General features: G+C 69.3%; 13 protein-coding genes and 3 pseudogenes. 4 read left to right on the top strand and 12 right to left on the bottom strand.

The window, feature by feature from the left end:
• From ACWD26_RS41180 to ACWD26_RS41165, 4 genes are all read right to left on the bottom strand, one after another.
• Positions 1–332 (bottom strand): transposase (locus tag ACWD26_RS41180; protein WP_451278400.1); only part of this gene is annotated, 332 nt, incomplete at its 3' end.
• Between the two features lie 179 nt (positions 333–511).
• Positions 512–1,858, bottom strand: a complete 1,347-nt coding sequence (locus ACWD26_RS41175) for an FG-GAP and VCBS repeat-containing protein (RefSeq protein ID WP_451278392.1) — start codon at positions 1,856–1,858, stop codon at positions 512–514.
• Positions 1,859–2,118: 260 nt separating this feature from the next.
• Positions 2,119–3,402, bottom strand: coding sequence for an IS701 family transposase (locus ACWD26_RS41170; protein WP_451278398.1), 1,284 nt, complete (start codon positions 3,400–3,402; stop codon positions 2,119–2,121).
• A gap of 223 nt (positions 3,403–3,625) precedes the next feature.
• Positions 3,626–4,018 carry a MerR family transcriptional regulator gene (locus tag ACWD26_RS41165; protein ID WP_362001055.1) on the bottom strand — a complete coding sequence of 131 codons (393 nt, stop codon included), beginning with the start codon at positions 4,016–4,018 and terminating at the stop codon, positions 3,626–3,628.
• A 61-nt stretch (positions 4,019–4,079) separates the two neighbouring features.
• Between ACWD26_RS41165 and ACWD26_RS41160 the strand changes: the two genes are divergently transcribed.
• Positions 4,080–5,426, top strand: coding sequence for an MFS transporter (locus tag ACWD26_RS41160; protein ID WP_451278390.1), 1,347 nt, complete (start codon positions 4,080–4,082; stop codon positions 5,424–5,426).
• A pseudogene (locus ACWD26_RS41155) lies at positions 5,419–6,201 on the top strand (IS5 family transposase); the annotation flags it as partial. The gene ACWD26_RS41160 and the pseudogene ACWD26_RS41155, both read left to right, overlap by 8 nt.
• Here ACWD26_RS41155 and ACWD26_RS41150 read toward each other — a convergent pair.
• The 3 genes from ACWD26_RS41150 to ACWD26_RS41140 all read right to left on the bottom strand — a co-directional run bounded on the left by ACWD26_RS41150 (position 6,176) and on the right by ACWD26_RS41140 (position 8,987).
• Positions 6,176–7,060, bottom strand: a complete 885-nt coding sequence (locus tag ACWD26_RS41150; protein WP_451278396.1) for a carboxylesterase family protein — start codon at positions 7,058–7,060, stop codon at positions 6,176–6,178. The pseudogene ACWD26_RS41155 and the gene ACWD26_RS41150 overlap by 26 nt on opposite strands.
• Entirely contained in the window at positions 6,954–7,577 is a 624-nt protein-coding gene (locus ACWD26_RS41145) for a carboxylesterase family protein (RefSeq protein WP_451278388.1), read from the bottom strand. The genes ACWD26_RS41150 and ACWD26_RS41145 overlap by 107 nt, the downstream gene beginning before the upstream one ends.
• 267 nt (positions 7,578–7,844) lie before the next feature.
• On the bottom strand, positions 7,845–8,987 hold the full coding sequence (locus tag ACWD26_RS41140; RefSeq protein WP_451278386.1) for an amidohydrolase family protein: 1,143 nt from the start codon (positions 8,985–8,987) through the stop codon (positions 7,845–7,847).
• Positions 8,988–9,193: 206 nt separating this feature from the next.
• Between ACWD26_RS41140 and ACWD26_RS41135 the strand changes: the two genes are divergently transcribed.
• A complete protein-coding gene (locus ACWD26_RS41135; protein WP_451278384.1) occupies positions 9,194–9,670 on the top strand; it encodes a MarR family winged helix-turn-helix transcriptional regulator in 477 nt (158 codons plus the stop codon).
• Between the two features lie 351 nt (positions 9,671–10,021).
• Here the strand turns inward: ACWD26_RS41135 and ACWD26_RS41130 are convergent, their stop codons facing one another.
• From ACWD26_RS41130 to ACWD26_RS41115, 4 genes and pseudogenes are all read right to left on the bottom strand, one after another.
• Positions 10,022–10,228: an IS3 family transposase gene (locus ACWD26_RS41130; RefSeq protein WP_451278382.1), complete on the bottom strand. Its 207-nt coding sequence runs from the start codon at positions 10,226–10,228 to the stop codon at positions 10,022–10,024.
• Between the two features lie 366 nt (positions 10,229–10,594).
• Positions 10,595–11,656: pseudogene (locus ACWD26_RS41125) on the bottom strand (hypothetical protein); the annotation flags it as partial.
• 12 nt (positions 11,657–11,668) lie between these two features.
• Positions 11,669–11,794: a hypothetical protein gene (locus ACWD26_RS41120; protein WP_451278402.1), complete on the bottom strand. Its 126-nt coding sequence runs from the start codon at positions 11,792–11,794 to the stop codon at positions 11,669–11,671.
• A gap of 127 nt (positions 11,795–11,921) precedes the next feature.
• Positions 11,922–12,257 (bottom strand): annotated as a pseudogene (locus tag ACWD26_RS41115) (transposase domain-containing protein); the annotation flags it as partial.
• Between the two features lie 123 nt (positions 12,258–12,380).
• Here ACWD26_RS41115 and ACWD26_RS41110 point away from each other — a divergent pair.
• On the top strand, positions 12,381–12,545 hold the full coding sequence (locus tag ACWD26_RS41110) for a hypothetical protein (RefSeq protein WP_451278380.1): 165 nt from the start codon (positions 12,381–12,383) through the stop codon (positions 12,543–12,545).
• A 489-nt stretch (positions 12,546–13,034) separates the two neighbouring features.
• Here ACWD26_RS41110 and ACWD26_RS41105 read toward each other — a convergent pair whose 3' ends face one another.
• A complete protein-coding gene (locus ACWD26_RS41105; RefSeq protein WP_451278378.1) occupies positions 13,035–13,835 on the bottom strand; it encodes an SDR family NAD(P)-dependent oxidoreductase in 801 nt (266 codons plus the stop codon).
• Positions 13,836–13,847: the final 12 nt, after the last annotated feature.

The following is a 13,847-nucleotide window of genomic DNA, read 5'->3' as shown; positions in this document are numbered from 1 at the left end:
GGGCCCCGTCGGGCCGCCCGCACGTGGGAGGAGTCGATCACCGCCCTCGACCAGTCCAGCTGCTTCGCCGACCGCAGCTTCTTCAGCAGCACCATGTGCAGCTTCTCCCACACACCGGCCTCGTTCCAGGCGGCCAGGCGCCGCCAGCAGGTCATGCCCGAGCCGAAGCCCAGCTCCTGGGGCAGGTACTCCCACTGGATGCCCGTGTGCAGCACGAACAGGATCCCGCACAGGGCTTGTCGGTCCGGCACCCGCGGCCGGCCCGACACCAGCTTCGGCCCCGGCTCGGGCAGTAACGGCTCTATGAGCGACCACAGTTCGTCCGACACAATCCACGGCCGCGACTGACGTTTCCCCACGACCAGACCAACGACCACCCAAGTCGAAAGTCACTTGATCAACAACTTCTGTTAGGACCTCTTAGGGGCGCGGGGAACTGCGCGAGCGGCCACGACGCGGCCGCACTCGTACGAACAAGGCGAGCCCCAGGCAGCTGGGTGGGAGGCCGGGCCTACTGGAGCATGCCCCAGATGAGTTCGGTGTCGGCGTCGGTCACACCGGTCGTGGTGACGCCGGACGACGTGCCGGGGAAGCGCAGAGAGCCGTTGATGGCGCCGATGTAGAGGTCGGCCTTGCCGTCGCGGTTGGTGTCGCGGAGGCGGACCGGCTCGCCGAAGCAGTCGTTCCATGCGACGTCGCCGGGGACGCCGGCGGTGTTGCGGGCGAGCCACTGGGAGTTGGTGCCGGTGATCCCGCTCGCGCTGCCGCGCAGGACGTGGGCGCCGCCCTCGGTCGTCTCCTGGCTGATCTTCTCTCCGTACACGCCGATCGCGAGGTCCTTGTAGCCGTCGCCGTTGATGTCGGCGGCCGAGACGGAGGAGCCGAACAGGTCGCCGGACTCTGGGGTGCCGGCGACGTTGGTGGTGGCCTGCGTGATACGGACGGCGGTGGCGGGGCCGGTGGAGGAGCCGTACCAGATGGACACCCGGCCCTGGGAGTTGTTGTACATCTGGCTGCCCGCCGCGAGGTCCCCGTAGCCGTCCTTGTTGAAGTCGGCGATCACCGCCTCGCTGGGGTCGCCGTAGTTCGTGACGAGGCGCAGGGTCTTGCCCGCGCTGAGCGGGGAGCCGCCCTCGATGAACCACGCGTCCGTGCCGAAGTTGTCGGGCTCGTCGGTGATTCCGATGATCACCAGATCGGTCTTGGAGTCCCCGTTCATGCTGCCCGAGACCAGGGACGTGGGCGCGAATCTCGTCGTCTTGTCGTGGCTGGTGACCGAGCCTGCCACACCGGTGCGCGTGATGCTGCGGTAGACGTAGGCCTTGCTCCCGCTGATCGCGGCCAGGTCCTTCTTGCCGTCCCCGTTGAAGTCCCCGGCGGCGAGGTCGCGGCCGAAGCGGGCGTTCGACACCTTGGCGCCGGCGTTGGGGATCGCGGTGCCACCCGAGAGGCCGGTCGCGCTTCCCCACAGGATGACGACGCCGCCCTCGTCCGTGCGTCCGTCGACGTCCTCGCGCGACACCGACACGGCGAGGTCCCCGTATCCGTCGGCGTTGAAGTCGGCGGGCACCCGGACGTCGCCGAACTGGTCCTCCGTCTCGTCGGCGCCGGGGACACCGGGGCTGTCCTGGGTGATCAACTGGGTCTGGGTGCCGGGTCCGGAGGCGGTACCGAAGGTGATCCGGACGCCGCCGCCCTTGCTGTACTGCTCGTAGGTGTAGCTGGCGTAGTCGCGGTAGCCGTCGCCGTTGAAGTCGTCCGCGTACCTGGCCGCCGCCGCGCTGGCGGGAGGTGCCGTGAGGACGGGGGCGAGGGACGCCACGAGGAGTGCCGCGCAGGCTGCGGGGCGAATGCGCATGAAGTGTCTCCTGATGATTCTGTGCGACCACTCCTGTGCCGATTGATGTCTCTGGGACCAGAGACAGGAGCGGTCGATGATCAGGAGACAGTCGGACGGGGGGAAAGGTTGCAGGCGGCGGAGCCTTGTTTCGGTGGCCGTAGACGGCAGTAGCCCGCCCGGTCCAGTACAGACGTCCCAGGCTCTACGACTGGCTCATCGCGGGCACGCTTGCTCAATGGCTCACCGCGCCCCTTAATACTCCAGTGCGGTTTCGTGATCTATCCAGTCGGTTCGTCGCCGGAGCGTCGTCGGTAGTGGCTGCGGCGGGCTGTCGCCTGGTGTTGTCGCCGCCAGTCGGACCAGTGCAGCAGCTTGGCCGCTGGCACGGTTGGTGGGTTGAAGATGCCGGTGAGTAGGTGCCGGATCTCCGGGACGGTCAGCCTGATCAGCGGGTGACTGCTGGTGAGAGGGGCCGGCCGGGCGGGTTGCTTGGGTGCCGAGCTGGCGGCAACGGCGGTCAGGAAGGCCAGGGCGAGCATGGCGAGGGTGATGTGCCGGTGCCATGAGGTCCAGTTGCGGACCTGGTAGTGGTCGAGTCCGACCTGGCCCTTGGCGGCCTGGAAGCACTCCTCGACGCTCCAACGAACACCGGCGACACGGACCAGCTCCGCAAGGGTGACCGTGGCGGGTGACCAGCACAGGTAGAAGGCGAGTTCGCCGGTGGTGCGGTTGCGGCGGATCAGCAGGTGGCGGTGGCTGCTGGTGCCGATGTGGATCCAGGCCCAGTCGTAGTAGCGCGGGCCTTTCGCACCGTTGCCGGCACTGTGCCGCTGCCAGGCGGTGGCGGGCAGGCGGCCGGCGACGGTGTCCGCGCGGATGGTGGTGCGACCTGAGTTGATCCGCACTCGCGTCGAGCAGGCGACGGCCATCACATAGCCGGTGCCGCGGGCTTCCAGGGCGGCACGAAGCTGAGGGTCCTGCCCGTAGGCTTCGTCACCGGTCACCCACCGCGCCTCCGCCCCGGAGTTCAGTGCGGCGGCGATCATCTCCCAGGCCAGGCGGGGTTTGGTCTGGAACTGCACTTCGTCGGGTATCCCGGCAGCGTGGCGGCGCTCGGTGTCAGCGCACCAGGAGTGCTCGGGTAGGTAGAGCCTGCGGTCGATCAGCGTCCGCCCACGGTTGGTGGCGTAGGCGAGGAAGACCCCGACCTGGGAGTTCTCGATGCGTCCCGCGGTGCCGGTGTACTGGCGTTGCACTCCCGCCGAGGCACGGCCCTTCTTCATGAAACCGGTCTCGTCCACGATGAGGACACCACCGTCGGTGCCGAGATGTTCGACGGCGTAGGCGCGGATGTCGTCGCGGACGGCATCCGCGTCCCAGCGGGCATAGCGCAGCAGCCGCTGCATCGGCCCCGGCCGCGCGTGACCAGCATGTTCGGCCAGCCGCCAGCAGTTCTTCCGCTCGACACACGACAGCAGCCCGAGCAGATAGGAGCGAGCGCTCGCTCTCGGCTCAACCCGGCCGAACCGGGCCGCGATCCGGGCCATGGCCTGGTCGAACATCGCCCGCCAGCGGGCGGGGTCTACGCTATGGCCAGCGGCCATCGCACGATCTTCGTTTGTCCACACACCAACCGATGATCACGCGGTGGCCGTACCCGTTCCCGGCCGGGTACCAAGATCGCGAAACCAGACTGGAGTATTAACTGTTCGTTTCAAAATGTGGGCGAGTGTTGCCGCTCCTCATCGACAGAGCCAGGCAGTTGCGGCCGCTGAGCGTTTGCGGTCAGGGCGCCACGTCCGTGGTGTCAAGTAGTACGCACTGATCGAATTTCATGCAACCGCACTCCAGGCAGTCCGCAACTGCCTGCCGCAGGGCCTGGGTCTGCGCGATGTGACGATCGAGTTCGGGCAGCTTGCGCGTAGCCATGTCCCGCCACTGACGGGTTGCGGATGGCGTGGTGTCTTCGGCCAGCAGTTGCGTGATCTCGGCGAGGGTGAAGCCCGCCCGCTGCGCCATCTTTATCAGGGCGACCCGGCGGATGGTGGTCGCGGGCCATACCCGACGCCCGCCTTCGCGACGCGCGCCGGGCAGCAGACCGCGCTCCTCCCAATAGCGCAGTGCCGAAGCACGCACGTGGGCTTTCTCCGCGAGCTCGCCAATGGGTAGATACCGCATGCCCGCCCCTCCTCGGTCCGGCCTTGACTTCAAGCATGCTTGAAGCGCGACTGTGACCTGCATGTTCTCAGCCGCACCGGGACGCCTGCTGCCTGGCCCCTACCGTTCGCTGTTCGCCGACCGCACCTTTCGGCGGCTGATGCCGGTCTTCGCGTTGTCCGACCTGGGCGACGGCATGACCGTCGTCGCGGTCGCGTGGCTTGCGCTCGCACTGGGCCCGGACGGCGGCCAAGGCGCGCTGGCGGGCATCGCTGTCGCCGCCTATGTCCTGCCCGGCGCGCTGGGCGCCCTGGTTCTGGGCAGGTGGATGCGCCGGCTGCCCGCGCGACGGCTCCTGGTTACCGACTCCACGCTACGGGCCGTACTGCTGGGGGCGGTCCCGTTCGCACACATGGCGGGGCTGCTCACCCCGGCCGTGTATGTCGGGCTCCTGGGCGCCTCCTCGCTGCTGCACGCCTGGGGCAAGGCCGGAAAGCACGCACTCTTCGCCCCTTTGCTCCTCGAAGACCAGCGCCTGGCGGCCAACAGCGTGATCAGCACCAGCCTCTGGACCGCGACCATCGCGGGCCCCGCTCTCGCGGGCCTTCTCGTGGGCATGGTGTCCCCGGCGTGGATCATCGGCCTGGACGCCGCCACGTTCGCCATGCTCGCCCTCCAGACCGGCCGCACCCCCCTGCCCCGGACACCGGTGCCCCCAGTGACCGGCGGCACACAGGGCGGGCTGAGCATCCTGCGCCGCCAGCCGGAACTGTTCGGCCTGCTCCTCGTGACCTGGGTGTTCAACCTCGCCTTCGGCCCCGTCGAAGTCGCCCTTCCTCTGTTCGTCTCCGACGACCTCGATGCCGGCGCCGGGCTGCTCGGCGCCTACTGGTCCGCCTTCGGTATCGGAGCCGTCATCGGCGCCCTCGCCCTGGGCGCGGCCAAAAGGCTTCCCCTGTGGCCGGCCATGCTCGGCATCATCGCGGGCCACGGCATCGGGATGCTCCCTTTCGCCCTCACGGACACCGCCATCCCTTCCTTGATCGGCTTCGCTTTCGCCGGACTCGTCTACGGCCCCTACTCCGCGCTCTCCTTCACTCTGATCCAGGACCGCGCACCCGCCGACTCCCTCACCACGGTTCTGGCCGCACGCAGCGCCGTACTCCTGACAGCTTCTCCCCTCGGAGCCGCCCTCGGAGGCTTTCTCCTCGACCGGACCAGCGCACCCGCTGTCCTCGTCGGCTGCGGTGCGCTGATGATCCTCACCGTCCCCACCAGCATCGTTGCACTGAAGCTCTGCGGAAGCCGCCGACGACGGCATCAGCCCGCGCATGCCCCGGCCGAGCGGGCGAGGTGTACCGACCGGGACCGGCCGGCGCCACAGCACTCACGTCGCTGCGACCGGGCCGAGAGCTCGACACGTGACTGACGATCTCGTTCCTGATGACCTGTGGGAGCGTGTCGAGCCCTTGCTTCCCGCGCCACCGGCGCGCAGGCACCGATCCCCCGGACGAGTGCGCACTCCCGACCAGGTGACACTGGCGGGCATCGTGTACGTCCTGCGCAAGGGAGTGGCCTGGAGAGACGTGCCCGCAATGCTGATCGGTTGCTCAGGAGTCACCAGCTGGCGACGCTTGCGCGATTGGACCCAGGCCGGTGTCTGGCCGCGCCTGCATCAAGTCCTCCTGACCGAGCTACGGACCGCAGGAAAGCTGGAGATGGACGACTGCGCGATCGACGGTTCACACATCAGAGCCTTGAAAGGAGGGAGAGATGTCGGGCCATCGCCGGTTGACCGCGCCCGCCCAGGCTCCAAGCACCACGTGCTCGTTGACCGGCACGGTACCCCGCTGGCGGTCTCTCTGACCGGAGGGAACCGTCACAACGTGACGGAATTGATCCCGCTGCTGGACGCAATTCCGCCGATACCCGGGCTGCGCGGACGGCCCCGCAGCAGGCCCAAGCGCCTGTTCGCCGACCGCGGCTACGACTTCGACAAGTACCGTCGGCTGCTGTGGAAACGCGGTATCAAACCCGTGATTGCCCGGCGTGGTGCCCCGCACGGTTCTGGTCTAGGACGCACCAGGTGGGTGGTGGAGCGCACCTTCGCCTGGTTCCACCAGTTCAAGCGGCTCCGCATCCGCTACGAACGCCGAGCGGACCTCCACCAAGTTCTGCTCAGGGTGTCGCGGGAGGTGAGGTGTTCGGGGGTGTCGGCGCCGACGAGGGCGAGTTTGTCGAAGACGTGGAGCAGGTCGGCGCCGTGGAAGGCACCCATGGCCGGTCCGCACGGTTCGTCGACGAGGAGGTAGTGGTAGGCGCGGCCTCCCGCCCCGGCCTGGGCCTGGGCCAGACGCGTGGCCGGGATCCGGTAGAGGGCGTCGGTGAGGAAATCGCTGCGCAGGGCTGACAGGTCGTCGGGGTCGGCGGTGCGGCTCCGGAGGGCGTCGAGAAGCTTCTCCGGTTCCGTGACACCGGCGCGCCGCATTTCGGTGTACAGGGCTGTTTCGCCCTCGGGCGAAAGGAGTCGCCGCCGATCATCTGGAAGACGCGGGCTTCGTCGCGGGTGGCGCCGACGAGCAGGGGAATGCCGGCAGCGGCGCCGTCGGCGACGGCCTGCTGCGGGGCGACGGGCAGCACGCTGCCGTCGAGTACGGCACCCCAGGACCGGCCGCCGGGCAGGTTGCGCTGCCCGATGTCACCGGTGACGACCGTGCTCTGCGCGTCCAGGATCCGCCTGAAGGTGACGGTGAGCAGGTCCTCGGGGCTGTCGAGGCGGAGTGCGATGATCAGGTCCTCGGCGATGGTGGTGGCGGTGGCCCGGTCGAAGATCCGGGACGTGCTGCCGCTCTGCAGGATCGCCTTGTGGAAGAGGCCGGCGGCTGCGGGTGCGGCCAGCAGGGCTCCGATGGAGAATGCACCGGCGGACTGCCCTGCCACGGTGATGTTGCCGGGGTCACCGCCGAAGGAGGCGATGTTGTCCCCTACCCAGCGCAGGGCGGCCATCTGGTCCTGCAGGGCGAGATTGGTGGACCCGGCCCACTGGCTGCCGAGGTCGGCCAGGTGCAGGAAACCTAGGGCTCCCAGGCGGGTAGTTGGCGGTGACGACGACCGCGCCGGTCTGCCGGGCGAGCGCGGCCCCGTCGCTGTACGGGGGTGCGGCGGAGCCGGCGTCGTATCCGCCGCCGTAGATCCACACGATGACGGGGCGGACGGCGTCCTCGGCCGTCGCCGCGGGCGTCCAGACGTTGAGATACAGGCAGTCCTCGGACGTCTCCCGGATCTCCGCCGTGGGGAAGGTGGGGAAGGACGACTTCTGGCTCGCCCCCGGCACCAGGGAAGAGGCGCCCTGCGCGGGCGCCGGTGAGAAACGGTCGGCCCGGCGGACGCCCTCCCACGGCTGGGGCGGCTGGGGCGGCTGGGGCGGCTGGGGCGGCTGGGGCGGCTGGGGCGGGCGGAACCGCAGCTCACCCACCGGGGGTGCGGCGAAGGGGATACCGGCGAAGACACGGCCTCCGTCCGGGAGTGCGCATCCGCGAACGGTTCCCGTGGTGGTGTCGGTCAGAAGTGCGTTTGCCATGGCCTGAGCCTGTCTTTCCAAGGTGCGGAGGATTCGTTCTTGCTGTCGGCGTGGTGGGCCAGGCCCTGCCCGACGGAAGTCGCGCCCAGCCGGACGAGCATCACCGCTTGAAGGTCTACTTAAGCGGCGTACCAAGGCCATCGACGTGCGGGCGGATCCCGTCGGCTCAGGACACCGGGCATTCGGTGCCGCTGCTCGCGGGGCTGGGCCGACGGCACATGTATGTGCCGTCGGCCCAGCCGCACTCCTGACCTGCTGCTGTCTTGGTCAGAGGTTCAGCAGGTGTGCCGCGTTGCGGTGTGCGATGCGTTTGAGGTCGGCGCGGGAGAACGGCGCTGTGCGGAGGAACTCGACTGCCTCGGCGGTCGATTCGTAGGGGTAGTCGACGGCGAACAGCAGCCGGTCGGCGCCGATGGCCTGGACGGCTCCGAGGAGGGCCGCGTGGGAGAAGACGCCGCTGGTGGTCGCGTAGAGGTTGTGCCGCAGGTAGTGAGAGGGCAGGTGTCGTGGCCTGCTCTTGGGGTCGGCCTGGTGGTAGCGGCTGTCGAGCCGGGCCAGCTGGAAAGGCAGCAGTTCTCCCATGTGCCCCAGCGTCACCGAAGCCCCGGGGAACTCGTCGAACACTCCGCCGTAGATCAGGCGCAGTGCGTGGGCGCCGACCTGCGCCGTCCATCCCCAGGACGGCCCGCTCAGCACGGGGTACCCCTGGAACACCCGCCACTGATCGGCGGGGAAGAGCGCGGGATGGAGGTAGAGCGTCACGCCGAGCCGTTCAAGCTCGGCCCACACCGGCCGGAACTGCGGCTCGTCGAGGTAGTGGCCCAGAACGTGGTCGTTGTGCAGGACCCCCTTGAGCCCGAGTTGCTCCACCGCCCGGCGCAGTTCGGCCACGGCGGCCTTCGGGTTCTGAAACGGCAGGGTGGCGAAGCCGGCGAACCGTGTCGGGTGGGCGGCGACCACGTCGGCCAGGTGGTCGTTGACCAGGCGGGCCGTGGCCACGGCCTCGGAGGGGTCCTTGATGGCCTCCACGCCGGGTGAGGTGAGCGACAGGACCTGCATGTCCACGCCATGCTCGTCCATGTCCGCCAGCCGCAACTCCGTGAAGTCGGCGAGCCGGCGCCCCCACTCCTGCCCCCAGCCGGGGGGCATCTGGGCTTCGCCCGGCCACGGGATCAGCTCCGGAACGGAGAACGCCTCTTCGACCGCGATCACCTTCATGCGGCGCCCCGGGCGGCCGGTGGCGGTCCCGGCCGACGTGGAGGTGGCGGCCGACGTGGAGGTGGCGGCCTGGGCGGCGGCGGGCGGGGCCGCGAGGGCTGCCGTGCCGGCGGTGACGCCGGCCGCGGCGGCCAGCAGACGCCGCCGCGAGGTGCCCGCGGCGAGGGGGGATACAGACGATCCTGTCGTCATCGTCCTGCCTTTCCATCGGTTTACGGGAATCAGGGGCATGGGTCGGGAGGTGGGGATCGAGTCGAACCCCACCATTAGGTAACCTAATCGTAGGCTACCTAATGAATGATGGTCCAGGGGCTCCGGTGATGTTGGGCGCCAGCCCTGACCGGCTTACGATCGGCAGACCGCGCCGAACCGACCGCCCACCGTGAAAGCAGAACCGCATGTCCTCCTCCCCGCCTGAATCCGAGCCGCTCATCCGGCTGCTGTGGCGCGCACACAACTGGTTCCGAACCGCCCTGACCACCGCGTTCGAGGCCCAGGAAGACGGGGCGACCATCAGCGCGGCACACGTGACCCTGCTCAGTCAGCTCCCGTCAGAGGGGGCCAGCATCGCCGAGCTGGCCCGGCGTCTGGGCGTCAGCGCCCCGACAGCGCACCAGTGGGTCCATGAACTTGTCGCCGCGGGCGCGGTGACCGTGGAGAGCGATCCGCACTCCGCCCGGTCGAAGCTCGTGCTCCTCTCGGCGGCCGGTGTCCGGCGCCGCGCGGAGACGATGCAGATACTGGCCGGGCTCGAAGCCGTGCTCGCCGGGCGCGTCGGTGCGGATACCGTCCTCGCACTTCGGGCCGCGCTGGAGGAACCGTGGGGATCTCCGGAATCGGTGGTGGCGGAACTCCCCGACCTTTCCACCCCGTAACGCTGTTGGCTCCCGGGCACAGTGGCCAGCCCCTCCCCGGACAAAAGGCGCAAGGCCACCACACGCGGACCGCATGACCGGTCCGGCGGGAACCCGCAGGACAGTCAGACGCTGGAACGTCTACGGAATCCCTGCCGCCCCGGCCGCCGTCCGCGCCGCCGCCGGCTGACCAACCTCTACGCCGACAAGGGATATTACGACCACCCGCGTCGTTCGCCCCGCAAGCGCGGCGTCACCCGCAAGGGCACGGAGCCCTCGAGCCGCCTGGGGCCACCACCGCTGAACGTTCGAACGCACCGCCTCCTGACTGACCTGACGCCGTCGCCTGCACCCTCGTCTGCTTCCGCAGGCTCACCGACTGACCTTGTGGTCGACCTGCTCGCCGTCGACGGGCAGGTCGGCGGTGATCCTGGGGACGCCGTAGGTGCCATCCGAATCCTGGTGAACCTTGCGTATCCGGGCGGCGAGCCTTATGTCGGCCGCCGGGGCACGGCCCGGTCGGCTACGGTGCGGCGCCAGTAATAGTCGCTGGAGCGGACGATGCCAAGGCTGCGGCACAGCTCACTCCGTAGCGGCGCTGGTGGTCGGCGACGAACTGGAAGCGGTCACCAGCGCGTCTCCCCGGCGCAATACTTCGCCGCTTTCCGCAGGATTTCGCGTTCCTCTTCCGGCTCGCGGATCTTCTGGCGCAGGGCCGCGTTCCCCGTTTCCAACGGCGTGGGCGGCTCCGTGGGTGGCCCCGTCCGGCACCCCCGCGGCCGGTCCGCTGCGGCCGCCCGTACCCAGTTCCGCAGTGTCTCCGAGTTGACTCCCAGATCTGCGACGGCCTATTTGATCGTCCCTCCGGAACGCGACTGGTCCAGCGCGACAACGTCCGCCTTGAACTCCGGCGGGGAGTGCTTCATGACCACGAGATGTCCGTTCTCAGCCCCCCAAGATCCACGTCTCGGGTGTCCAAGATCCGGAGTGAAGGCCCAACGCCGGGTAGTTGGCGTTTTCGAAGGTCACGCAAGTGGGGCTGAGAACCATGGCGTTGCGGCGTAAAGACCGGGTCCGAGTTTGTGGGTGAGTCCGCTGGCGGCCCACCGATTCAGTTGTCTGTACATGGTCTCCAGGGTGACATCGCCGAAGTTGGCAGCGATTGTCACGGGGCTGCCACGGACGCGTGGGGTCTTCCTGGAGCAGAGCCAGGATGCGGTGTCGGCGCCGCGCGGCTGGGGCGGCGTGCCGGTCGTCCCCGGAGGCCGAGGGAAGCGCGGGTGATTGATCTACGGGTTCGAGGACGGTGACGTCGAGGTGGGTGGCGGTGCGGCTGGTGTCGGGGCGGCCCTCGGCATGGCGCTCGCTGTAGCGGGACATCGGTGACTTGACCTTGCGGGTGCTGACCCGTTGCCGCCGGGGAGGGAGCTGACCGGTCAGGATCCGGCGAACGAGCGTCCCGAGGAGCGTGTCCCGATCGGGGGCCGCGCTGACGATGCCAGCGGCCTGGGTCACCTGGTCCCGGGCGGCGTGGAGCGCGATGCCGAAATAGCAGCGGTCCGGGTCGGTGCCTGGGACGGACTCGGCGGCGTCGACCATCACGGTACGCAGGGCCTGGTAGAGCGTGAGCAAGGACCACATCTCCTGCTCGATACCTGCCAGGTCGCCCGAGCGCAGGTTGCGCCCGTTCATGATCATGTGGCGGAGCGCGTAATACGCGGATTCGTGTTCCCACCGCTGGTGGTAGACGCCCACCAGCGCGGTGGCGGGGTAACCGCGGGCGTCGGTCAGGGTCGTGACCAGTCGGTAGGACCAAGTGAAGGACGTGCCGTCCACACAGGTCACGGCGATCTGTGCGTCGATGACCCGCACCTTCACGGTGCCGATCACCGACAGGTAAGAGCTGTCAGCGAGGCGGGTGAGGACCGGCGTGCCCCGGTTGCTGCGGAGCTGGCCCAGGACCTGGGCGCCGGTGTCGGTGACCGACGCGAGGAAGGCGTTGCTGGCGAATCCTTTGTCCTACAGCACCAGCATGTCCGGCCGCAGGAGGTGCAGCAGTCGGTCGGCATAGCTCGTCTCGCCCTCGGCGGCGCAACCGAACACCGCACCGACCAGGGCCCGGGTGCCGGTCTGGATCAGCGTCATCAACTCCAGCGTCGGATAGCCATGATGCGAAGTCCTGCCCAGTCAGGCCCGGTTCCGCTCGCAGCCGTCGAACGACACCATCCGGTAGGGGCCGAAACGCGCCCCTGGTGTCGTACGCCCGCACCGGCGCGCTCCCGATCCGCCGACGCAGGTCAGGCAACGCCTTCGCCGATGGACAAACCACCGGCATCCCGGCAGTCCCGAGGTCAGCTTGTCCCAGACAGCCGGTAGCCGACCTCGGGGAACAGGCACATCGCCAGCAGGAAGTAGACCCCGACCGCGACGGAAGATCACGCAGCCGCTGCTGCACCGTCCGCGTCTCCGCAAGGACCGCGTCCACGAGCTCGAACGGCACGACGGCAGTCAGCTCGCCCAGATGCCCGGGAGTGAACCGGCCCGCAGCCCCGGTGCCCCTTCGGGTGATGGCCGTCAGTGCAGACGGCAGGACGCAATGTCGGGGCAACGGAGCTCCTTCGGGACAGGCTGTCTTGGTCGACTGCCTGTACCAACGAGCTCCGTTGCTCCGCGTCGAGAATCCTTCAACTCACTTGCATGACCTGCGAAAGCGCTAACTACCCGGGCTTGGGTGAAGGCCCGTCAGGATGATCGACCTCTTCTCGTAACGCTTGGAGACGACCTGGAAGACCAGGTTCGCCTCGGAGACAGTCAGGCCCTCGGTGCCATGGCGGACGGCATCGGTCTGGCCCTGAACCTCGACGGCCGGGACGACAAGGCCGACCGACCGGCGTGAAGGGGCTCGGCGGGGTCGTCATCGTCGGCGTCGGGGTGACGCCCGCCATCACCCACGCCGTCTTCGATGCCACCGGCCGCCGCGTCCGCAACCTGCCCGTCACCCCCGGAACGCGCCTCTGCTCCCAGGTCCCCCGGCCATTCTGCCCGCCGCCGCGCACACTCCCCATGCCGGACGGCATCTGCGAAACCCGGCCGCCGCAGGAGGCGCTCACCGCTGTCGGCTTCGCTCGAGCGGGGACCCCCGTGCTGCGGTCTCAGAATTACCCACGGACGTCCGGTATGAGGACGACACGCCGCCTTGCGATCGCCCGCACCGGGTGCTGCGGGCCCGCCCATCGGACGGACCCCGAGATCTTCACAACAGGCGCATGAGCGTGCCGCACGGGTGGCCGGAGGCACTCCGCTGACGGGCCTTGGCGGCGTCGGCAAGCAGGAGGATCGCGCAGGTCACAGCGACGCTGCTCGACTCCTCCTGCGGGCCCGGTCCTCAGCGTGTGGGCTGGGGGTGCGGCTGGTTGTAGCGGGCGGCGGGAGTGGGGCGGTTGCCGCCCGCGAGCAGGGCGGCCTCGGCGGCCAGGAAGGCGTCGAGCGCGGCGGTCTGGTCCTCCAGGCCCGGTACGCAGATCGTCTCGCCCAGGCGCAGGCCGGCGAGGCTGGCTCCGGCCACGCCCTCCGCGGTCATGGCGGAGGGGATGTTTCCGTATCCGCCGGCGAACTCCGTCGCCACGACGCCCGGGCAGACCACCTGGGTGTGGATGGGGGTGTCGGCGAGTTCGTGGGTGAGGGTGCGAGTGAAGGCGACGGTGGCGGCCTTGGCGGCGTTGTAGATGGTGCGGGGCGGCATGTGCGGGTTGCTCTGCCCGGCGCTGAAGGCCAGCAGGGAGGCGACCGTGACGATGGTTCCCTCCCCCGCGGTCAGCATGCCGGGCAGGGCGGCGCGCGCGAGCTGGATGGACGCCACGCCATTGAGGGTGAGAAGGCGGTCGATCTCCTCCGGGGCGACCTCGGCAAGCGGCGCGTAGCCGCCGTCTCCCGCGTTGCTGATCAGCAGCCGGACATCGCCGGCTGCCAGGCGCTTGACCACCGAGGTGAGGCCGTCGTGGTTCCCGAGGTCCGCGGGAAGGACCTCCACGGCGGCGCCGGCCGCGCGGAGTTCGTCCGCGAGCGCGGAAAGGCGGTCGGCCCTTCGGGCCACCAGGACGAAGTCGCAGTCGGCCGCGAGGAGGCGGGCGTAGGCGGCGCCTATTCCGGAGGAGGCGCCGGTGATGAGAGCAAGAGTACGAGACATGAGGACAGCCTG

This window comes from Streptomyces sp. NPDC002787 (assembly GCF_053592095.1).
Note: the sequence above shows the minus strand (reverse complement) of the source record. Positions and strands in the feature narration are given on the sequence as shown.

Bases quoted from the DNA above. Each gene is read 5' to 3' on its own strand.
- ACWD26_RS41145 (WP_451278388.1), bottom strand. From the start codon at position 7,577: ATGGCAAACGCACTTCTGACCGACACCACCACGGGAACCGTTCGCGGA.
- ACWD26_RS41135 (WP_451278384.1), top strand. From the start codon at position 9,194: ATGTCCTCCTCCCCGCCTGAATCCGAGCCGCTCATCCGGCTGCTGTGG.
- ACWD26_RS41165 (WP_362001055.1), bottom strand. From the start codon at position 4,018: ATGCGGTATCTACCCATTGGCGAGCTCGCGGAGAAAGCCCACGTGCGT.
- ACWD26_RS41140 (WP_451278386.1), bottom strand. From the start codon at position 8,987: ATGACGACAGGATCGTCTGTATCCCCCCTCGCCGCGGGCACCTCGCGG.
- ACWD26_RS41160 (WP_451278390.1), top strand. From the start codon at position 4,080: ATGTTCTCAGCCGCACCGGGACGCCTGCTGCCTGGCCCCTACCGTTCG.
- ACWD26_RS41120 (WP_451278402.1), bottom strand. From the start codon at position 11,794: ATGACGCTGATCCAGACCGGCACCCGGGCCCTGGTCGGTGCGGTGTTC.
- ACWD26_RS41175 (WP_451278392.1), bottom strand. From the start codon at position 1,858: ATGCGCATTCGCCCCGCAGCCTGCGCGGCACTCCTCGTGGCGTCCCTC.
- ACWD26_RS41170 (WP_451278398.1), bottom strand. From the start codon at position 3,402: ATGTTCGACCAGGCCATGGCCCGGATCGCGGCCCGGTTCGGCCGGGTT.
- ACWD26_RS41105 (WP_451278378.1), bottom strand. From the start codon at position 13,835: ATGTCTCGTACTCTTGCTCTCATCACCGGCGCCTCCTCCGGAATAGGC.